Annotated in this window: 21 protein-coding genes; 10 read left to right on the top strand and 11 right to left on the bottom strand. The window is 69.3% G+C overall.

From position 1 onward, the window contains the following. Position 1 precedes the first annotated feature (1 nt). The 6 genes from SH922_RS24760 to SH922_RS24735 all read right to left on the bottom strand — a co-directional run bounded on the left by SH922_RS24760 (position 2) and on the right by SH922_RS24735 (position 4,618). Positions 2–658: a hypothetical protein gene (locus SH922_RS24760; protein ID WP_393060038.1), complete on the bottom strand. Its 657-nt coding sequence runs from the start codon at positions 656–658 to the stop codon at positions 2–4. Then, a complete protein-coding gene (locus SH922_RS24755; RefSeq protein WP_393063680.1) occupies positions 655–984 on the bottom strand; it encodes an SseB family protein in 330 nt (109 codons plus the stop codon). The genes SH922_RS24760 and SH922_RS24755 overlap by 4 nt, the downstream gene beginning before the upstream one ends. A 157-nt stretch (positions 985–1,141) precedes the next feature. Next, positions 1,142–1,315: a hypothetical protein gene (locus tag SH922_RS24750; protein WP_393060037.1), complete on the bottom strand. Its 174-nt coding sequence runs from the start codon at positions 1,313–1,315 to the stop codon at positions 1,142–1,144. A 39-nt stretch (positions 1,316–1,354) separates the two neighbouring features. Continuing rightward, positions 1,355–1,924 carry a hypothetical protein gene (locus SH922_RS24745; RefSeq protein ID WP_393060036.1) on the bottom strand — a complete coding sequence of 190 codons (570 nt, stop codon included), beginning with the start codon at positions 1,922–1,924 and terminating at the stop codon, positions 1,355–1,357. Between the two features lie 155 nt (positions 1,925–2,079). Next, the gene (locus SH922_RS24740; protein ID WP_393060035.1) at positions 2,080–2,796 is read right to left on the bottom strand and encodes a DUF4328 domain-containing protein; all 717 of its coding nucleotides are present in this window, start codon (positions 2,794–2,796) and stop codon (positions 2,080–2,082) included. A gap of 220 nt (positions 2,797–3,016) precedes the next feature. After that, positions 3,017–4,618 carry a family 20 glycosylhydrolase gene (locus SH922_RS24735; protein ID WP_393060034.1) on the bottom strand — a complete coding sequence of 534 codons (1,602 nt, stop codon included), beginning with the start codon at positions 4,616–4,618 and terminating at the stop codon, positions 3,017–3,019. A gap of 346 nt (positions 4,619–4,964) precedes the next feature. Here SH922_RS24735 and SH922_RS24730 point away from each other — a divergent pair, with 346 nt between their 5' ends. The 5 genes from SH922_RS24730 (at position 4,965) to SH922_RS24710 (ending at position 9,145) form a co-directional block, all read left to right on the top strand. Further along, the gene (locus SH922_RS24730) at positions 4,965–5,474 is read left to right on the top strand and encodes a 2-oxo-4-hydroxy-4-carboxy-5-ureidoimidazoline decarboxylase (protein ID WP_393060033.1); all 510 of its coding nucleotides are present in this window, start codon (positions 4,965–4,967) and stop codon (positions 5,472–5,474) included. A 241-nt stretch (positions 5,475–5,715) separates the two neighbouring features. Beyond that, positions 5,716–6,096, top strand: coding sequence for a succinate dehydrogenase, cytochrome b556 subunit (sdhC, locus tag SH922_RS24725; protein WP_026249405.1), 381 nt, complete (start codon positions 5,716–5,718; stop codon positions 6,094–6,096). 5 nt (positions 6,097–6,101) lie between these two features. After that, positions 6,102–6,584, top strand: a complete 483-nt coding sequence (locus SH922_RS24720; RefSeq protein ID WP_393060032.1) for a succinate dehydrogenase hydrophobic membrane anchor subunit — start codon at positions 6,102–6,104, stop codon at positions 6,582–6,584. A gap of 30 nt (positions 6,585–6,614) precedes the next feature. Continuing rightward, on the top strand, positions 6,615–8,369 hold the full coding sequence (gene sdhA / locus SH922_RS24715; RefSeq protein ID WP_393060031.1) for a succinate dehydrogenase flavoprotein subunit: 1,755 nt from the start codon (positions 6,615–6,617) through the stop codon (positions 8,367–8,369). Then, entirely contained in the window at positions 8,369–9,145 is a 777-nt protein-coding gene (locus SH922_RS24710; RefSeq protein WP_356315482.1) for a succinate dehydrogenase iron-sulfur subunit, read from the top strand. The genes sdhA and SH922_RS24710 overlap by 1 nt, the downstream gene beginning before the upstream one ends. An 87-nt stretch (positions 9,146–9,232) precedes the next feature. Here the strand turns inward: SH922_RS24710 and SH922_RS24705 are convergent, their stop codons facing one another. Then, a complete protein-coding gene (locus SH922_RS24705) occupies positions 9,233–9,742 on the bottom strand; it encodes a MarR family winged helix-turn-helix transcriptional regulator (protein ID WP_393060030.1) in 510 nt (169 codons plus the stop codon). 87 nt (positions 9,743–9,829) lie between these two features. Between SH922_RS24705 and SH922_RS24700 the strand changes: the two genes are divergently transcribed. The 4 genes from SH922_RS24700 (at position 9,830) to SH922_RS24685 (ending at position 12,760) form a co-directional block, all read left to right on the top strand. Continuing rightward, positions 9,830–11,056, top strand: coding sequence for an MFS transporter (locus SH922_RS24700; RefSeq protein ID WP_393060029.1), 1,227 nt, complete (start codon positions 9,830–9,832; stop codon positions 11,054–11,056). A gap of 67 nt (positions 11,057–11,123) precedes the next feature. Further along, positions 11,124–11,561, top strand: coding sequence for a hypothetical protein (locus SH922_RS24695; protein WP_393060028.1), 438 nt, complete (start codon positions 11,124–11,126; stop codon positions 11,559–11,561). A 9-nt stretch (positions 11,562–11,570) separates the two neighbouring features. Then, positions 11,571–12,020 carry a thiol-disulfide oxidoreductase DCC family protein gene (locus SH922_RS24690; protein ID WP_393060027.1) on the top strand — a complete coding sequence of 150 codons (450 nt, stop codon included), beginning with the start codon at positions 11,571–11,573 and terminating at the stop codon, positions 12,018–12,020. Positions 12,021–12,043: 23 nt separating this feature from the next. Further along, the gene (locus SH922_RS24685) at positions 12,044–12,760 is read left to right on the top strand and encodes a TetR/AcrR family transcriptional regulator (protein ID WP_393060026.1); all 717 of its coding nucleotides are present in this window, start codon (positions 12,044–12,046) and stop codon (positions 12,758–12,760) included. 99 nt (positions 12,761–12,859) lie between these two features. Here the strand turns inward: SH922_RS24685 and SH922_RS24680 are convergent, their stop codons facing one another. The 3 genes from SH922_RS24680 to SH922_RS24670 all read right to left on the bottom strand — a co-directional run bounded on the left by SH922_RS24680 (position 12,860) and on the right by SH922_RS24670 (position 16,260). After that, a complete protein-coding gene (locus SH922_RS24680; RefSeq protein WP_393060025.1) occupies positions 12,860–14,413 on the bottom strand; it encodes an ABC transporter substrate-binding protein in 1,554 nt (517 codons plus the stop codon). Positions 14,414–14,651: 238 nt separating this feature from the next. Beyond that, a complete protein-coding gene (locus SH922_RS24675) occupies positions 14,652–15,941 on the bottom strand; it encodes a metallophosphoesterase (protein WP_393063679.1) in 1,290 nt (429 codons plus the stop codon). Between the two features lie 73 nt (positions 15,942–16,014). Next, on the bottom strand, positions 16,015–16,260 hold the full coding sequence (locus tag SH922_RS24670; RefSeq protein ID WP_393060024.1) for an SCO4848 family membrane protein: 246 nt from the start codon (positions 16,258–16,260) through the stop codon (positions 16,015–16,017). Between the two features lie 121 nt (positions 16,261–16,381). On the opposite strand from SH922_RS24670, the gene SH922_RS24665 reads away from it, so the two are divergent. After that, on the top strand, positions 16,382–17,650 hold the full coding sequence (locus SH922_RS24665; protein WP_393060023.1) for a D-alanyl-D-alanine carboxypeptidase family protein: 1,269 nt from the start codon (positions 16,382–16,384) through the stop codon (positions 17,648–17,650). Here SH922_RS24665 and SH922_RS24660 read toward each other — a convergent pair. Further along, the gene (locus tag SH922_RS24660) at positions 17,598–18,575 is read right to left on the bottom strand and encodes a YihY/virulence factor BrkB family protein (RefSeq protein WP_393060022.1); all 978 of its coding nucleotides are present in this window, start codon (positions 18,573–18,575) and stop codon (positions 17,598–17,600) included. The genes SH922_RS24665 and SH922_RS24660 overlap by 53 nt on opposite strands. Positions 18,576–18,594 lie beyond the last annotated feature (19 nt).

Below are 18,594 nucleotides of genomic sequence, written 5' to 3'. Positions count from 1 at the left end.
CTCAGTTGCCCCCCGGCTCGCTTTGCTGCTGCGCCTGCTGGGCGCGTTCCTCCGGTGACGGACCGAAGGTCTCGTCCAGCGCCTGGTCGAACTGGTCGTCGGAGAGGCCGAGCGCGTTGTTGAACACCTCGGACTGCCGGCCGCCGTAGCCCTCGGTGAGGACGGTGCGACCGGTGTCCTTCCAGGTCTGCCCCATGTCCTGGCTCGCCTTGTCGAACGACTCGGGGCTGTAGTCCGGGTTCAGATAGTCCGGCGTGAAGATGTCGCCCCAGTTCTGCTTGGCGATCTCCTCCTCGCTCGCGTGCGGGTTCCCACCGAACAGGGAGTTGGCACCCACCTTGAGCGTGCCCGCGAGGTACTGGTCGTGCTCCCACTGGGTACCCGCCGCCAGACCGAGCCGGTTCGCAAGCCCACTGGCGTCCCGCACCAGGGCGCGTACACCCCACTCCCAGCGTTCGCAGAAGTCCTCGAAGTCGGCCGCCAGACCGTGGTGCCCGGCCTCCATCCCGGTCATCGCCATCTCCGAGAAACCCTTGCCCATCACCGACCCGGTGGCACCGCCGAGATCACCGAGCTGGTCGATCGTCGCGCCCACGCCCTTCGTGAACTTGGTGACCGACTCCTTGTCGAGATGCAGGTCCGCCCCGTCACCGCTCATGACCGCTCCTCCCCAGCCCCGCCCGCGTCGACGGCAACCGCCTGCGGAACGATGCCGACCACCGGCGGGAAGATCATCGACCCGTCCTCGGTCGCGATGTCGACCGCGAGACCGGCGGGCTCCCCCAGAGACGGCACGATCTCGTCGACGATGCGCGCACCCAACAGCGCCGCGTAGTCCATCGGCTGATCACCCGATGCGTGAAGCAGAGCAAACCGGGCCAGCGCCGCCTCGTCGGTGAACCCGTAGATCCACCGCACCCCGCCCAACCGCGCCGACCAGAGCCGTTCACCCACGGTCGGCACCAGAAGAACCGAACGCCGCATCTCACCTACCAGCGCCCGCGGATCACCAACACCCCGCCGCCGCTCGGCAATTCGCACAGCAAGCGCTGCTCCAGGCCGATCCAAGACCCCTCCCCCACGCTCGTCTCAGGGGGCACACTGTAGGACAAGCTATTTGTGTTAGCAAAGAAGTTCGGGGTCACCGCTCCGACGCGGGCCACGGGGCCTGCTGACCCTCCAAGCCATGGGTTGTCAACGGCACGGCAAACGCCCGCGCCCGCCCGGCCCGGCGGATCAACAGGCCGGCCGGCACGCAGATGCCGCCGCCCGCGGCGAGGAGAATGCCGAGCACCGCAGCCAGGCCGAGCAACACCGGGGCCACACTCTTCTTCAGTGGGCGTTCGGCGCCGGGTCAGCCGCGCACCCGGGCCCGTCGCGAAGCCGCGGCCCGCAGGACCCGCTGGCCCTCGGTCGAGACATCCATCACCTGGCGCAGGCCGACTCCCGTGGGGGCGGCGTCCCCGATCTCCGCCAGCATCTCCAGGATCCGGACCTGCCGGGCGGCCTCCCCGGACAGCAGTGGCCCCGCGCCTTCCGGATCGCCGGCCCGGCAGCGCCCCACCAGCTCCGTGGCGTCGGCGCGTGCGGCGTCGTGTCCGCGGTGGATGTCGAGGGCCAGCACCGAGCACGCGTCCGCCCAGGTACGCAGCTCCTCGCCCGCCCGTTCCGCGGGCGCCTCGCCGAGCAGAATCCGGATGCGCAGGACGCTCTCCGGCGGATCGGGCAGGGCGTCCAGCGCCGCACGGGCCTCGGCCAGCCGGTCCGGCCAGTCGCGCGGGTCGGCGCAGCCGGCCCAGAGCGGGCGCAGCGGATCCGGTTCGGCCCCGGCGGCGGGCTGCGGCATGCACCGGTCCAGGCAGGCGGCCCCGCTCGCGGCGAGCCCCCGGGCGTCAGCGGCGGCAATCAGTTCGAGCAGGCTCATCGGCGTCTCCCGTCGGCGTCCCCGTACGCGGACGTACGGGGACGCAGCGCGTCGTCTTATCGCCTTCAGCGCCGAATGGCCGAAAATCGTCACTCGTCCCGTCTGATTACCGCCGCTCGGCCCCGGTCGGCCTCCGTCTCTCAGTGCGCCCGGGGTCAGCCGGCCTGTTCCGCTGCGAACGGCGGGGCGACGGGGACAGCCCGCTGCACCGCCCGCTCGCCCTGCATCGCGGTCAGCCGGCGCACGAACAGGATCGCGAGAACGGCGGCGGCGATGTCGAGCGCGTCGGCGGCCATGACCTGGTCGAAGGCGTTCAGGATCTCGTCCGGCTCCTCGGCGTCCGAGTAGACCTGCTCGGCGTACCGGGAGAAGACTTCCGAGCAGAGCAACGCCGCCCACCAGGCGTGCAGCAGCCCGCGCGGGGCCGGAGGCCGGCTACTGCCGCCCGGGGAGCTCGCGGTCCAGATGCCGCTCGCGACGCGGTGGGGCAGCCAGAGGACACCGATGGGTATGAACCAGCCGCCGATCGCCCAGCCGGGCCGCATCGAGTGGGCGTACGCGTCGAACACCTCCGCGTTGAGCCGCACTCGTCGGAACCAGATGAGGAAGACGACGACGGTGGCCAGGAAGGTCAGCACCTGCAACGATCCGGAGGCCTGGTACAGCATGTCGGCGCGGTCCCCGGCCGCTTCGTCGTACGTCAGGAAGTCGTCGGCCATCCCCTCGCTGAACACCTGGCGCGAGTTGATGCCGGCGCCGAGCGCCAGCAGGTCCGCCACGGCCACCGAGCCGAGCAGCACGCACACCGCCCTGCCGAGCCCGACCGGTGACCGCAGGAGACGCGTGGTCTGCGGTCCCGTCGGCGTCGGCATCAGCCCGCCCGCCCGTGAACGGCGGAAGGCGGTGCACACCGTGCACCGCCCGTCAGCGGTGCCGGCAGGTCTCGTACCGCAGAGTGAGCAGAGCATGAAAGTGGAACCCCCCAGGATTCGGACGTCTGCGCATGGAGCGCGCGTCCCTCCCCGGACCACGCGGCAAGCGGAACGTAGCCCCCGCTCGCCGCGCTGTCCACGGGTTCACGGGTTCACGGCCTCAGCCCTGGTCGATCTCCTTCGCAAGCGCCTTGAACCCGTCCCAGGTCAGCTGCGGTTTGTCCGGGTCCCACAGCTTCTGGGACGTGGCCCGCAGCGGCATCCGGATGCCCTCGGCCACCTGTGCCGTGGTCTGGGCGTTCGGCAGGTCGCCCCAGACGGCGAACCGGCCGCCGAGGATCTGGGCCGAGTACTTCGCCGGGACGGGGCTGGTGCCGCGCAGGACGAGAGGGGTCCACTGCTCGTAGATGCGCTTGCCGGTGGGGTAGACGAAGTTGTTGGGCTGACCGAGCACGTAATAGAGGAACTCGTCGTTGAGGTTCAGCATCTTGAACCCCTCGCTCAGGTACTGCTCCGGCGGGCGGGCCCCGTACTCCTTGCCCGTCCAGTACTCGATCTCGATGTCCTTGTCGGCCCGGACGGTGCTGTCGCGGAAGAGTCCGTCGTTCCACGCCTTGGGCTTCATGCCGTGCGGCCGGACCACTGCCGCGCGGTCGTTGAGCCAGCCGGTCGCGAGGTCCTCGATGCCGGCCCCGGCCCCGTACTTCGCCACCGCCGCGCGCTGCAGTTGCGGGTACGAGGCGGCGGGATCACGCACCGTGAGTGCCTGGTACTCGTCGGCACCCAGATGCCAGTAGGCACCGCCGAACAGCTCGGTGTACTCACCCAGGAGTTCGTCGATGAGCTTCGCCGCGCCGGGCTTGGAGATGTCGAGCGATCCCTTCGAGGGCACGCCCGAGACGTTGTGCAACTGGAGGTCCGGGTGGGCGAGCAGCACCGCGCCGAGGTGGCCCGGGGAGTCGATCTCGGGGACGACCTCGATGTGCAGCCGGCCGGCCAGGGCGACGATACGCCGCACCTCGGCCTTGGTGAGGTGCTCGGGCGAAACGACCTCGGGGTGGGTGTCGGACTCGATGCGGAAGGCCTGGTCGTCGGAGAAGTGCAGGCCGAGCTGGTTGAGCTTGATGTCGGCCATGTCGCGCAGCCGGTCCTCGATCCAGCCGACGCTGTAGTGCTTGCGCGCGATGTCGAGGTTGAGCCCGCGCTGCGGGCGGTCGGGGCGGTCACGCACCTCGCCCTCGGGCATGGTGCCGTCGGCGCGCAGGGACTGCTTGAGGGTGCGGGTGCCGTAGAAGACGCCTGCCTCGCCGGGTCCGCTGATCGTGACACGTCCGTCGTGGGTCCGCAGGGTGTACGACTCCGGCCCGCCGCCCGCCTTCGGCGCCAGGGCGAGCTCCACGTCGCCCGCACGGGCCGTGGCCTCGCCCCGGTAGCTGATCCTCAGCTCGCCGGCGAGCAGCCGCCCCTCGTCGGCGAGCGCCTTGTCGCCCTTGGCGATCACCACTGTGCTGCTCTTACCCGGCTGCCAGCCGGGGCCGCGGGCAGGGGTGTGCTCCCGTACGGAGGGAATGGTGCGGGGTGCCTTCGAGAGCGGGTAGCTCCGGGTCGGGGAGGGCTTGGGGGACGCGGACGGTGACGCCGACGAGTGGGACGTCTCGGAGCCGTTCCGGTGTTCGGTGCCGGAGCCGTCGCAGGCGGCGACGGTGACGGTCGCCGCAGCCACCGCCGTGACGGCCATGAGGGCGCCGCGTGAGGGTGCCATCAGTCAGAAACCTCCGGTTTCAGGGGGAAAGAGAGCGGAAGTGAGAGAAATCAGGACAGATGCGGGGAGATAGCCGGGCATTCTCCTCGCCCATTCGTCCCTCACGCATCGTGAAACTCTCCCGTCCGGGTGAAATTCGCGCATCCGTCGGACGGCCGTTGCCCGGCGTCGCTAGCTTTGAGGCACATTCGTCTCTCCCTTCACCCTGCATCCACCTGGTCTCTCCGGACCCTCCCCACTCCAGGTTCACAGATGCCGTTGATTCGAGGAGCCCACGCTGTCCAGGTCCAGCGAGTCCCACGCCGGCCTCCCCGAGCATCCGCCCCCGTCCGCCCGGCGGGCCGCCGTGCCCGTGCAGAACTGCGGGTCCGTGCCCGGCCGCCCCCCTTCCGGCCCCTACGGCCTGCGCCGCTTCAACGCGGCGCCCGCCGCCGAGGCCGAGGCCGCCATGCTGGAGTGCTACGGCAGCCGCCGCTGGGCCCAGCGGCTGGCCGGCCACCGCCCGTACCCGGACCTGGACGCACTGCTGGCCGCCGCCGACGAGGCGGGCTACGACCTCTCCCCCACCGACCGCGCCGAGGCGCTCGCCGTCGAGGTCTCCCCGGGGCTGCACCCGGACGCACCGCACTCCGCCCATCTCGCGCTGGCCGCCGCGCACGCCGCGTACGAATGCAAGTTCGGTCATGTCTTCGTGATCTGCCTGGACGACTTCCGGCCCGCCGAGCACCCCGACCAGGTGCTGGCCGACATCCGGGCCCGGCTGGGGCACGAACCCGAACAGGAGCGGGTGGTCACGGCGGACGAGATGCGGCGACTCGCCCGGGGACGCATCATCGAGCTGGTATCGAGTCAGTAACGGGTTGGCGGTGGGCCCCGATGGGGGATTCCCTGCCACAGGCGGGCAAACAGGCCCGTCGGCGCCTGTCCATAGCCCGTCCGTGCCTGATTCATTGCCACTTTGATCACACCAGAGGCCCCCGCGCGATCGAACCGACAATCCGTCGCTACGATGGCCGGGGCCGGTGGACCGTACCCGGCCGGGTCAGACCGACAGTCAAGCCGGCCGACCCCAATCCCCGCTCCCGGAGGGTTCTTCCGTGCCGGCTGGAACGCTGTACCGCGGCCGGGAAGGCATGTGGTCCTGGGTGGCTCATCGAGTCACCGGTGTCCTCATTTTCTTCTTCCTGTTCGTACATGTCCTGGACACCGCACTCGTCCGCGTCTCCCCCGAGGCATACGACGACGTCGTGTCCACGTACAAGACGCCGATCGTCGCGCTCCTCGAATACGGCCTGGTGGCCGCGATTCTCTTCCACGCGCTCAACGGTCTGCGCATCGTCGCCGTGGACTTCTGGGCCAAGGGCCCGCGCGTTCAGAAGCAGATGCTCTGGGCCGTACTGGGTATCTGGATCGTGCTGATGGTCGGGGCCCTGTACCCCGTCCTCGGCCACGCCGTACGCGAAGTATTCGGGAGCTGAGGCCAATGTCCACCGAAACTTCCGCGATCGGCGACGTCGAGGGCGTCAGCCCTGTGGGCCGATATGACGCTGACAACCCGGCGCCCGTGATCGAGCCGCCGCGCAAGCGGACCGGCAAGACCCCCAAGGGCTCGCGCACCAACTTCGAGATGTACGCCTGGCTCTTCATGCGCCTGTCGGGCATCGTGCTGGTCGTCCTGGTCCTGGGCCACCTGCTGATCCAGCTGGTGCTGGACGGCGGCGTCTCCAAGATCGGCTTCGCCTTCGTGGCGGGCCGCTGGGCCTCGCCGTTCTGGCAGGTCTGGGACCTGGCGATGCTGTGGCTCGCCATGCTGCACGGCGCCAACGGTCTCCGTACGGTCATCAACGACTACGCCGAACGGGACAACACCCGCTTCTGGCTGAAGATGCTGCTGTACACCGCCACGGTGTTCACCGTCCTGCTGGGCACGCTGGTGATCTTCACCTTCGACCCGAACATCCGCTAGGCGCCGGGCCCGAAGGACCAGAGGTAAACCATGCAGATCCACAAGTACGACACCGTCATCGTCGGCGCCGGCGGCGCCGGCATGCGCGCGGCCATCGAGTCGACCAAGCGCAGCCGCACCGCCGTGCTGACCAAGCTCTATCCCACCCGCTCCCACACGGGCGCGGCGCAGGGCGGCATGGCCGCCGCGCTCGCCAACGTGGAGGAGGACAACTGGGAGTGGCACACCTTCGACACGATCAAGGGCGGCGACTACCTGGTCGACCAGGACGCCGCGGAGATCCTGGCGAAGGAGGCCATCGACTCCGTTCTCGACCTGGAGAAGATGGGCCTGCCGTTCAACCGCACGCCCGAGGGCAAGATCGACCAGCGTCGCTTCGGCGGCCACAGCCGTAACCACGGCGAGGCCCCGGTCCGCCGGTCCTGCTACGCCTCGGACCGCACCGGCCACATGATCCTCCAGACGCTGTACCAGAACTGCGTCAAGGAGGGTGTGGAGTTCTTCAACGAGTTCTACGTCCTGGACCTGCTGCTCCAGGAAGTGGACGGGGTCAAGAAGTCCGCGGGCGTCGTCGCGTACGAGCTGGCGACCGGCGAGATCCACGTGTTCCAGGCGAAGTCGATCATCTTCGCCTCCGGTGGCACGGGCAAGTTCTTCAAGGTGACGTCGAACGCGCACACCCTGACCGGTGACGGCCAGGCCGCCGCGTACCGCCGCGGTCTGCCGCTGGAGGACATGGAGTTCTTCCAGTTCCACCCGACGGGCATCTGGCGCATGGGCATCCTGCTGACGGAGGGCGCCCGTGGTGAGGGCGGCATCCTCCGCAACAAGGACGGCGAGCGCTTCATGGAGAAGTACGCGCCCGTCATGAAGGACCTCGCGTCCCGTGACGTCGTGTCCCGCTCCATCTACACGGAGATCCGTGAGGGCCGCGGCTGCGGTCCCGAGGGCGACCACGTCTACCTCGACCTCACGCACCTCCCGCCGGAGCAGCTGGACGCCAAGCTCCCGGACATCACGGAGTTCGCGCGTACGTACCTCGGCATCGAGCCCTACACGGACCCGATCCCGATCCAGCCGACCGCGCACTACGCCATGGGCGGCATCCCGACCAACGTCGAGGGCGAGGTGCTGGCCGACAACACCACCGTCGTCCCGGGCCTGTACGCCGCCGGCGAGGTCGCCTGTGTCTCCGTGCACGGCGCCAACCGCCTCGGCACCAACTCGCTGCTCGACATCAACGTCTTCGGACGCCGGTCGGGCATCGCCGCCGCCGAGTACTCCGCGAAGAACGACTTCGTCGAGCTTCCCGAGAACCCGGCACAGATGGTCGTCGACCAGGTCGAGCGGCTGCGCAACTCCACGGGCACCGAGCGCGTCTCGGCGATCCGCCTGGAGCTGCAGGAGTGCATGGACGCCAACGTGATGGTGTTCCGCACCGAGCAGACGATCAAGACCGCGGTCGACACGATCGCGGAGCTGCGCAAGCGCTACCTCAACGTGTCCATCCAGGACAAGGGCAAGCGGTTCAACACGGACCTGCTGGAGGCCATCGAGCTGGGCAACCTGCTCGACCTCGCCGAGGTCATGGCGACTTCGGCGCTGGCGCGCAAGGAGTCCCGCGGCGGTCACTACCGCGAGGACTACCCGAACCGCGACGACGTCAACTTCATGCGCCACACCATGGCGTACCGCGAGGTCGCCGACGACGGCACCGAGTCGATCCGGCTGGACTACAAGCCGGTCGTCCAGACCCGCTACCAGCCGATGGAGCGTAAGTACTGATGGCTACCCCCACCCTGGAAAAGGCCGACAAGGCTCCCGAGCCCGAGGCCGGTTTCGCGGACTCGCCGTACATCACGGCGACCTTCCGGATCCGCCGGTTCAACCCCGAGGTCTCCGACGAGGCCCAGTGGCAGGACTTCCAGATCGAGATCGACCCGAAGGAGCGTGTTCTCGACGCCCTTCACAAGATCAAGTGGGAGACCGACGGCACGCTGACGTTCCGCCGCTCGTGCGCGCACGGCATCTGCGGTTCCGACGCGATGCGGATCAACGGCAAGAACCGGCTCGCCTGCAAGACGCTGATCAAGGACCTGAACCCGGAGAAGCCGATCACGGTCGAGGCCATAAAGGGCCTCACGGTCCTCAAGGACCTCGTGGTCGACATGGACCCGTTCTTCCAGGCCTACCGCGACGTCATGCCCTTCCTCATCACCAAGGGGAACGAGCCGACCCGCGAGCGTCTGCAGTCCGCCGAGGACCGCGAGCGCTTCGACGACACCACCAAGTGCATCCTGTGCGCCGCGTGCACGTCCTCGTGCCCGGTGTTCTGGAACGACGGCCAGTACTTCGGCCCGGCGGCGATCGTCAACGCGCACCGCTTCATCTTCGACTCGCGCGACGAGGGCGGCGAGCAGCGCCTGGAGATCCTCAACGACCGTGACGGTGTGTGGCGTTGCCGCACCACCTTCAACTGCACGGACGCCTGCCCGCGTGGCATCGAGGTCACGAAGGCGATCCAGGAGGTCAAGCGCGCGCTGATCACGCGTCGCTTCTGATCCCCGGGAGTCCCCGAGCACACCGGAGGCCCCGTCCCGCACAGCACTGCTGCGCGGGACGGGGCCTCCTGCCGTGCACCGGGCGCCCTACTCCCAGCCGGCGCCGCCCTTGTCCTCCGCGACCACCATGATGCGCCGCAGCATGTCGTTGAGCAGCGTGCGTTCGTCCTTGGGGAGGACGCCCAGCAGGCGCTCCTCCTCGTGGCCGAGGAACTCCATCGCGCCGACCCAGGTCGAGCGGCCCTCGTCGGTCAGCTCCACGTCGACGCGGCGCCTGTCGGTGGTGGAGGGCGTCCGGCGGACGAACCCGCGGCGCTCCAGGGCGTCCAGCCGGCCGGTGACGGAGGCGGGCGCGAGGTCGAGGTCGGCGGCGAGCTCGGACGGGGCTGCCTTGCCGCCGCGGCCGGCGAGCTTGTGCAGGGTGTCGAACTCCTGGCGGTCCAGGTCGAAGTCGACCAGGGACTGCTCCCGCACCCTGCGCAGATGGACGGAGAGCTTCTTCATCCGCGTCACCGCGCCCTCGACATCCGGGTCGAGTTCGGGAAGTACCGGCTTCCATCGCTCCACGTGGCCGTCGGTCCAGTCGCGTTGATGCATGAGCAACAGCCTACGCCGGACCTCCCCATACTTCGGAAGCTTATATTTCGTTGACGAATAGTTTGGTGACGAAATAGATTCCCGACCATGTCTCACCCCTTACGCACCCGCTCCTTCCGCCTGCTCTTCATCGGACGCAGCCTCTCCCTGCTCGGTGACGCCGCGATTCCCGCCGCACTCAGCATCGCCGTCTACCTGGCCACCGGCTCGAACGGCGCCCTCGCCCTGGTCCTCGCCTGCGCGATGGTGCCCAAGCTGCTCCTGCTGCCGCTCGGCGGCGTGGTCGGCGACCGCTTCAACGCCCGCACGGTCGCACTGACCACCGACCTCGTACGGTGCGTCACCCAGCTCTTCGTCGGCGCCGAACTGCTCTCCGGCACCCCTGCGTTGTGGCAGATCGCCGTGGCCGAGGCCATCGGCGGCGCCGCCGGCGCCTTCTCGATGCCGACCGTCTCGCCGCTGATCCGCGGCACCGTGCCGGAGTCCGGACTGCTGCGCGCCAACGCCCTGATGGCCGTGGTCAGCAGCGCGACGCGGATCGGCGGCCCGGCCGTCGCCGGGGCGCTGGTGTTCACCGCGGGGCCGGGCTGGGCCTTCGTCCTGGACGGCGCGAGCTTCGCGGTGAGCGCCGCACTGCTGGCCGCGATCGACGTCCGGCACGTCCCCATCCCGCGACGCTCGCTGATCGCCGATCTCAAGGAGGGCTGGGGCGAGGTCCGCAGCCGCGACTGGTACTGGACGAGCCTGATCGCCCACGCCGTCTGGAACGGCGCGGCAGCCGTCCTGATGACGCTGGGCCCGGCGCTCTTCCTGCGCGACCTGGGCGGCAAGGGCGCCTGGGTCGCCTTCCTCCAGACCGGTGCCGTCGGCCTGCTGCTCGGCTCACTGGTGGCCGGCCGCGCCCGGCCGCGCCGTCCGGTCCTGATCGCCAATCTGGGCCTCGCCCTCTACGCACTGCCGCTCTGTCTGCTGGCCGCGCACGCCCCCGTCGCCGTGGCCGTCCTCGCGTACGGGATCGCCCTGGCCGGACTCGGCTTCCTCAACCCGGTCTGGGAGACCGCCGTCCAGTCCGCCGTCCCCCCGCACGCACTCGCCCGGGTCACCTCGTACGACTGGCTGCTCTCGCTCGGCGCGATGCCGCTGGGCTACGCCCTGGCCCCGCTCGCCGCCTCCGCATGGGGCGCCGAAGTCCCGCTCGCCGCGGCCGGGCTGATGGTCGGTGCGGCCTGCCTGGCCACCGCGGCCGTGCCGGGTGTACGGAACCTCAGGCCGCCGGCAAAGAGCGTGACGGCCGCCACCGAAGCCTCTGCTTGAACATGTTCAAAGACGGGTCTACAGTCCATGACAACAGCATTTGAACGCGTTCAAGGGAGGGTGGGGCATGGACCTCACTGTTGTCGCGTACGTCATCTATCTGCTCATCAGCGTGGCGCTCACCATCTGGGTCGCCCGCACACTCAGCCGCAACGGCAAGGTGTTCCTCGCCGATGTCCTGCACGGGAACGAGAAGCTCGCCGACGCCGTCAACCACCTGCTGGTGGTGGGCTTCTACCTGGTCAACCTGGGGTTCGTGACGCTCTACCTGAAGAACTCCGACGGCGTCGCCGACGCCCGGCAGCTCTTCGAGGCCCTGTCGGTCAAGGTCGGCGTCGTCCTGCTCGTCCTCGGGGTCATGCACCTGGGCAACGTCTACGTACTCAACAAGATCCGCCGCCGGGGCATGATGGAACGCGAGCAGACCCCGCCCGTCGCACCGCAGGGCTGGGTGGGCCCCGGCCCGGGACAGGGGCCGTGGGCCGCGCCCGCCCCCCGGGCGTGAGGGCCGGCCATGACGACCCGCCCCGGTGGGCTGCGGCTGTCCGTCGAACGGCTCACCGTGCTCTACGACGCACAGTGCTCGCTCTGCGTCCATCTGCGCCAGTGGCTGATGAGCCGGCGTCAACTGGTCCCGCTCGACCTCGTGCCGGCGGACTCCGACGAGGCACACCGCCGCTTTCCCGCCCTGGACCACTCCGGCACGCTGGAGGAGATCACGGTGATCGGTGACCGGGGGCAGATCTACCGCGGAACCTCCGCGTGGATCGTCTGCCTCTGGGCGCTGGACGGGTACCGGCCGACGGCCCACTGGCTGACCACTCCGGCCGGCCGGCCGTTCGCCCGGGCGACCGTCCTCGCCGCGGCCAAGTACCGCTCCCTGACTGCCGAGCCGTGCCGCGCTGACGGTGGCGGCGGGGCGGGCGGGGAGTGCCGGGTGCAGGGCCCCGGCCCGAGAACGTAGCCGGTCCGGATACCCTCGGGACCGTGGTGAAGGAAGAGAAGGACGTGAAGGAAGTCAAGGCTCCCAAGAGCGAGCAGACCCGCACACTCATCCTCGAAACCGCGCTCCGGCTCTTCGCCGAACGCGGCTACGACAAGACGACGATGCGGGCCATCGCCCAGGAGGCCGGCGTCTCCGTAGGGAACGCGTACTACTACTTCTCGTCCAAGGAACATCTCGTCCAGGGTTTCTACGACCGGATCGCCGCCGAGCACGAAGCGGCGGTCCAGCCGGTCCTGGCCGGCGACAAGGACCTCGCGGTACGCATCCGCGGGGTCCTGCTCTGCTGGCTGGACGTGGCGGAGCCGTACCACCGCTTCGCCGCCCAGTTCTTCAAGAACGCCGCGGACCCCGAAAGTCCGCTCAGCCCGTTCTCGCACGACTCGGTCTCCGCGCGGGAGGCGGCGATCTCCATCCACGAACGCTGCCTGGCGGGTTCCGGCACCAAGATCGACCCCGAACTGGCCGAGTTGCTGCCCCAGCTGATGTGGCTGAACCAGATGGGCCTGGTGCTGTACTGGGTCTACGACCGGACGGACGACGCCGAACGCAGCCGCCGCCTCGTCGAGCGCACCGCCCCGATCGTCGCGCGGGCCATCGCCCTGTCCCGGTTCCGGGTGCTGCGGCCGCTCGTGCGCCAGGTCCACGAGGTGCTGGAGGAGTTCCTGCCCGGAGTGGCGGGCCGGGCGGCGGCCAAGTAGCAGCGGCGGCGGAAGGCCGCGCAGCGACGGAAACGGCCGAGCGGCCGTCCCGGGACCGGATCCCGGGACGGCCGCTCGATGTCGTGCTGTGACGCCGGATCAGATCCAGCCCAGTTCCCACAGCCGCCAGATGCCGGTGCCGTCGGAGAGGTACTGCGATCCGGAGACTTCGGGCTTGGCGACGACGTAGTCCTTCTTCTGCCACAGCGGCACGAGCGGCACGTCCTCGCCGACCAGCTTCTGGAGCTCCTTGAAGTCGGCGGAGGTGCGGCTGCGGTCGCTGTACTGCAGCGTGGAGCTGATCAGCTGGTCCATCTTCTTGCTGGTGTAGCCGTTGTGAAGGCTGCTGTCGCGGCCGACGAGCGGCTGGCTGAAGGTGTCGGGGTCCGGGTAGTCCGGGAGCCAGCCGACGGTGTACATGTCGTACTTGCCGGCTGCGTAACCCTTCTGGAAGACCTGCCACTCCACGGCCTTCACGGTGACCTTGAACAGTCCGTCCGCCTCCAGCTGGCGGCGGATCTCCGCCGTCTCCTTCGTGTACTCGTCGTCGTCGCGGTAGGCGAAGGTGACGGGCAGCGGCAGCTCCACACCCGCCTCCTGCATCAGCTTCCGGGCGCGCTTGGGGTCGGGCGACGGGTACTGGTCGAAGAACGGGGTGCTGTGCCCGATGTAGCCCTGCGGGATCAGCGAGTAGAGCGGTTCGACGGTGCTCTTGTAGATGTCGCTCACCAGGGGCGCACGGTCGATGATCGCCGCGACGGCCTGGCGGACCTTCCGGTCGGCGAGCGGCGAGCCTTCGCGGACGTTGAAGACCAGGTTGCGGATCTCGGCACTGTCGGCTTCCGTCACACGCTGGTCGACGTCACCGGTGTCCAGCTCGGCGAGCGTGGACGACGGGAGCTGACGGTGCGTGACATCGATCTGGCCGGACTTCCAGGCGGCCAGGAGGTCGTCCGACTGCTTGTAGTAGCGCACGGTGACCGGACCACCGGTGCTCTTCAGTGCGCCCTTGTACTTCGAATTCGGCTCGAGTTCCGCGGAGACGCCCGGCTCGTACGACTTCAGCACGTACGGCCCGGACCCGGTGACCTTGTTGTCGGTCTGCAACTTGTGCTCCGAGTAGGAGCCCTTCTCGACGATCGAACCCGCACCGGTGGCGAGCTTCTGCGGGAACGTCGCGTCACGCGCGGAGAGATTGAAGGTGATGGTCCGACCCTCGGTCACCACGTTCTTCAGACTGGGGAAGAGGACCGAGGGACCGACGTCCGTCTTGATCTCCATCATCCGGTCGAAGGAGTACTTGACGTCCTCGGCGGTGATCTCCTTGCCGTCGGAGAACGTCAGGTCGTCACGGAGCTTGCACTGGTACGTCTGCAGCTTCCCGCCGATGAAGCCGCAGCTCTCGGCGGCGTCCGGCTCGGGGACGATCGCCCCGGACTTGAACGTCATGAGGGACTGGTAGACGTTGCTGTACATCGCCCACGAACCCGCGTCGTACGCGCCCGCCGGGTCGAGCGAGGTCACCTCGTCGGTGGTGCCGACCCTGACCGGATCGCTCTTCCCCTCGTCCGAGGGAAGCAGCTGCCAGGCGCCGACGCCCACGATGACCAATACCGCGAGAATCGCGAGAATCCGTAGTCGGATCGACCGCATTGCCGTGCTCTCCCTTACCAGCCCCACCTCGGCGTCGCGCTCAGATACGCAGATCACCGCACGTTCGCGCTCAGCCAATCACACGATTTTCACATCTGGAAGAGGAAATCGGAGGCTCATAGCCTTTTGTTCGTTAGTTGAAACCTTGGGCCGATACGTCGAATACAGAGGGTTCATGACCGGTCACCCGAACGGCCATTTCGGGGGCGTTCGAGGGGGGTTGTGAACGGTGCGGCGACTACGCCCGGCGGGACGCGAGCTCGACGACGGTGATGTCGGAGGGCGCGCCGACCCGCACGGGCGGACCCCAGGCACCCGCGCCGCGTGTGACGTACAGCTGGGTGTCGCCGTAGCGTTCGAGCCCCGCGACAGTGGGATTGGCCAGTTCCGCAATGTAGTTGCCCGGCCAGAGCTGGCCGCCGTGGGTGTGCCCGGAGAGCTGCAGGTCCACGCCGTGCTCGACGGCCTCGTCGATGACGACGGGCTGGTGCGCCATGAGGACGGCGGCGCGGCCGGGGTCCCGGTCGCCGAGGGCCCGGCCGAAATCGGGACCCTGACCTTCACTCCCGCCCGCGATGTCGTTGACTCCGGCGAGATCGAAACCGTCGATCTCGACCCGGGCGTTCTCCAGCGGGTGCAGGCCCAATTCCCTTACGTGATCGACCCATTCGGCGGCCCCCGAGTAGTACTCGTGATTGCCGGTGACGAAGAACGCGCCGTGCCGGGAGCGGAGCCGGGCGAGCGGTTCGGCGGCCGGGCCGAGATCGGCGACCGATCCGTCGACCAGGTCCCCGACGACCGCGATCAGGTCGGGCTGGGTCCGGTTGACCGTGTCGACGATCCGCTGGGTGTGGGCCCGGCCCAGGATCGGGCCCAGGTGGACGTCGCTGACGACGGCGATCCGGAAGCCGTGGGCGGACCGGGGCAGCCTCGCCAGCGGGACGGTGACGCGCTTGACGCGGGGGCCGCGCAGCACCCCGTAGGCGCCGTAGCCGGTCACGCCGAGCCCGGCGACAGCGGCTGCGCCCCCGACGGCCCGCGCGACGAAGAGACGGCGCGAGGGGTCGGCGGGCACGAGGGGTGTGGCGACCGGCGGGGCCGCCGTCCTGGTGTCGGACCCGTGCGCGGCGGTGACCGGTTCGGCGGGCGCCGCCTCCGCTTCCGGTGCCGGCGCGGCGGTCTCCGTCGCCTCCGCTTCCGGTGCGGTCGCGGCCCGGCGGGCCGGCAGCCGGCGCAGCAGCGGCCGCACCGCCTCGCCGGCCAGCAGGGCGAGCGTCAGGTAGAGCAGGGCGGCCAGCCAGAGGTAACCGGGCCAGGCCAGCACCTGCTGGAGCCAGAAGGGTGCCCCCGTACGCCCGGAGACCAGAGCCCCGACGCTCAGCAGCGGCAGGACGTACGCCGCCACCGTGCCGGCCCGGCGCAGGGGGCTGCCCGCTGTCGTCGTGTCACCGACGAAGCGGCGCCACACATAGCGGTGCACGAGGGCCAGCAGCGCGAGCACCGCGGCCGCCAGCAGAGCGAACCCCATGACCGCCACGCGCACTCCCCCGCCTCGTTCGTCCCGTTTGCCCTACATCCGGCCCCGGCCGGAAGTCGACGCTCTACGCGCCTTGACCACGCAGGGCCCTGACGCCACGGAACCCGATCACTCCCACTGCCGTCCCCAGGAGAAAGGACGTGATGGCGAGCAGCAGATGCACCCAGAAGTAGGCAGTCGGGTCACCCGCGTCGTCGAAGGCGAGACCACTGCCGTCTTTCCATAGATTTTTTACGAAAGTGACCCAAATGAACCAGCTCCACACCCCGAAAGCGAGCAGGAACCAGGAGACGGGGCGGCTGAGCTTCATGGATTCAGTATCTCCGCCACGCTCCGGCCGCCTCGTCCGGGGTGGGCTGTCCCGGCGGTACGCACGGCGGGTCATACCTCCGGTATCCATATTCAGATCAACTGCATGTACGTTTTCGACCGTGTCAGCTCTCAAGAAGGCCGCTCTGTCGGTCACCTCTGCCGCTTTGCTGTCCGTTTTCCTCGTCAGTCCTGCGTCGGCGGTCGGTCAGGACACCTCGGACGACGAGCCGAAGCCGCCCCCCGGCATGTCGCAGGTCGGTGGCGTGCAGCTCGGCCGGAGCGGGACCCAGGTCAACCTGGGCTCCGGCGCTCCGGTCCTGCCGAAGGACCTGACCGGCAGGTCCTGGATGGTCTCGGACGCGGAGACCGGCGACGTGCTCGCCTCGCACAATCCGCACTGGCGGCTGCCTCCGGCCTCCACGCTGAAGATGCTCTTCGCCGACACCGTGATGCAGGCACCGGCGCTCCAGCCGAAGACCCGTGAGTACACGGTCAAGGACGAGGACCTGGCCGATCTCGGCGAGGGCAGCAGTCTGGTCGGCGTCAAGGAGGACCTCAGCTACACGGTGCACGACCTGTGGCTCGGGGTCTTCCTGCGTTCGGGCAACGACGCGGTGCACGTGCTGGCCTCGATGTACGGGGGCGTCCCCAAGACCGTCACCGACATGCAGGCGCACGCGGATGAACTCCAGGCCCTGGACACCACGGTGGTGTCGCCCGACGGCTACGACGCCCCCAACCAGGTCTCCAGCGCGTACGACCTCACGCTGTTCGCCCGCAGCGGGCTGCAGAAGGCGGACTTCCGCGAGTACTGCTCGACCGCCACCGCGCAGTTCCCCGGTGAGCAGAAGAAGGGCGAGAAGCGCGAGAGCTTCGGCATCCAGAACACCAACCGGCTACTCACGGGGGCCGACGGCGTCACCCCGTACAAGGGCATCGCGGGTGTCAAGAACGGCTACACGACGCACGCCGGGAACACCTTCACCGGCGTCGCCGAGCGCGACGGCAAGGTGCTGCTCGTCACCGTCATGAACCCGTCGTCCGACGAGACGCACGCCGTCTACAAGGAAGCGGCCAGCCTGCTCGACTGGGGCTTCGCCGCGAGCGGCAAGGTCACCCCGGTCGGCGAACTCGTTCCGCCGAAGTCCGCCGAGACCGGAACCGGCACGGGTACGGGCAAGGGCGCCCAGGCCGACAAGCCGGCCGCGAACAAGGGCGGGAACGGACCTCAGACCACGAAGGCCGCCACCGCCACCGACAGCACGAGCGGGGTCGGGATCGCCCTGGGCATCGTCGGCGGCGTGCTGGTGCTGCTGGCCGGGGCGGCGTTCCTGGTCAACCGGCGCTGGCCGCTCCCGGACCTGGTGCGCCGCCTCCCCCGCCGCTGAGGGTGCTGCCGCCGGCTTCCCTGCCGTCGGCGGATGCGGAGTCCTGCTCCGTGTCCGCCGACGGCTCCGCCTCTCCCTTGCTCCGCGTGGCCGTCCAGGCGGCACAGAACAACAGCAGCTTCGCGGTGAAGTTGATCCACAGCAGCAGCGCGATCGGCACACCGAAGGCTCCGTACATGCTCTTCGAGGCGACGCCCTTCATATAGCTGCCGAGCAGCAGCTTGAGCAGCTCGAACCCGACCGCGCCGATCAGCGCGGCGACCACGAGCCGGCGCCGCGGCGGCTCGACCCCGGGCAGCAGGGTCAGCAGATAGAGCAGTAGCAGGAAGCCGGCGACCACCGCCACCACCAGGGCCGCGATCCGCAGCAGTACGCCGCCCGCGCCGTCTTCCGGGATGTTGACCAGATCGGCGACCCAGCCGACGGCCACGGAGCCCACCGAGGAGATCGCCAGGGTCACCAGGGCCGCCCCGCCCAGCCCGAACAGCAGCCCGGCGTCCTTGAGTTTGCGCAGGACCGGATTGCCCTGATCCAGATCGTCCATCTCCCAGACGGCGCGCAGGCAGTCCCGCAACGAGCCGATCCAGCCGATGCCGGTGAAGAGCAGCAGCGCACCGGCCACCAGCCCGACCGTCCCCGCGTGGGCCACCAGATTGTCGATGCCGAGCTGGTCGGAGATGCCGGGCACCTGCTCGGCGAGCTTGTCCTCGATCTTGTCCAGTTGCTTGTCGGAGAGCAGCGCCGCACCGATCGCGGCAGCGACCGCGATCAGGGGGAAGAGCGCCAGGAAGCTGATGAACGTGATCGCCGCGGCGAGCCTGGCCCAGTGGACCCGATCCAGCGTTTCGTAGCTGTGCCAGAGATGCGTCTCCATCAGCCAGGAGACGAGCGGCCCGATGACGGGGAGTTTCTTCAGCCAGTCCATGCCGTACGACTACCCTCCC

It is taken from the genome of Streptomyces sp. LN549 (assembly GCF_043203805.1).
Lineage (GTDB): Bacteria > Actinomycetota > Actinomycetes > Streptomycetales > Streptomycetaceae > Streptomyces.
The sequence above is the reverse complement of the archived record's forward strand: the minus strand, read 5'-3'. Positions and strand labels throughout refer to the sequence as shown.

What these genes read in the sequence shown, in the direction of transcription:
- SH922_RS24755 (WP_393063680.1), bottom strand. Translation starts at nt 984, where the DNA reads ATGCGGCGTTCGGTTCTTCTGGTGCCGACCGTGGGTGAACGGCTCTGG.
- SH922_RS24760 (WP_393060038.1), bottom strand. Translation starts at nt 658, where the DNA reads ATGAGCGGTGACGGGGCGGACCTGCATCTCGACAAGGAGTCGGTCACC.
- SH922_RS24670 (WP_393060024.1), bottom strand. Translation starts at nt 16,260, where the DNA reads ATGAAGCTCAGCCGCCCCGTCTCCTGGTTCCTGCTCGCTTTCGGGGTG.
- SH922_RS24735 (WP_393060034.1), bottom strand. Translation starts at nt 4,618, where the DNA reads ATGGCACCCTCACGCGGCGCCCTCATGGCCGTCACGGCGGTGGCTGCG.
- SH922_RS24695 (WP_393060028.1), top strand. Translation starts at nt 11,124, where the DNA reads ATGGACCTCACTGTTGTCGCGTACGTCATCTATCTGCTCATCAGCGTG.
- SH922_RS24680 (WP_393060025.1), bottom strand. Translation starts at nt 14,413, where the DNA reads ATGCGGTCGATCCGACTACGGATTCTCGCGATTCTCGCGGTATTGGTC.
- SH922_RS24720 (WP_393060032.1), top strand. Translation starts at nt 6,102, where the DNA reads ATGTCCACCGAAACTTCCGCGATCGGCGACGTCGAGGGCGTCAGCCCT.
- SH922_RS24740 (WP_393060035.1), bottom strand. Translation starts at nt 2,796, where the DNA reads ATGCCGACGCCGACGGGACCGCAGACCACGCGTCTCCTGCGGTCACCG.
- SH922_RS24700 (WP_393060029.1), top strand. Translation starts at nt 9,830, where the DNA reads ATGTCTCACCCCTTACGCACCCGCTCCTTCCGCCTGCTCTTCATCGGA.
- SH922_RS24660 (WP_393060022.1), bottom strand. Translation starts at nt 18,575, where the DNA reads ATGGACTGGCTGAAGAAACTCCCCGTCATCGGGCCGCTCGTCTCCTGG.
- sdhA (WP_393060031.1), top strand. Translation starts at nt 6,615, where the DNA reads ATGCAGATCCACAAGTACGACACCGTCATCGTCGGCGCCGGCGGCGCC.
- SH922_RS24675 (WP_393063679.1), bottom strand. Translation starts at nt 15,941, where the DNA reads ATGGGGTTCGCTCTGCTGGCGGCCGCGGTGCTCGCGCTGCTGGCCCTC.
- SH922_RS24690 (WP_393060027.1), top strand. Translation starts at nt 11,571, where the DNA reads ATGACGACCCGCCCCGGTGGGCTGCGGCTGTCCGTCGAACGGCTCACC.
- SH922_RS24705 (WP_393060030.1), bottom strand. Translation starts at nt 9,742, where the DNA reads ATGCATCAACGCGACTGGACCGACGGCCACGTGGAGCGATGGAAGCCG.
- SH922_RS24710 (WP_356315482.1), top strand. Translation starts at nt 8,369, where the DNA reads ATGGCTACCCCCACCCTGGAAAAGGCCGACAAGGCTCCCGAGCCCGAG.
- SH922_RS24745 (WP_393060036.1), bottom strand. Translation starts at nt 1,924, where the DNA reads ATGAGCCTGCTCGAACTGATTGCCGCCGCTGACGCCCGGGGGCTCGCC.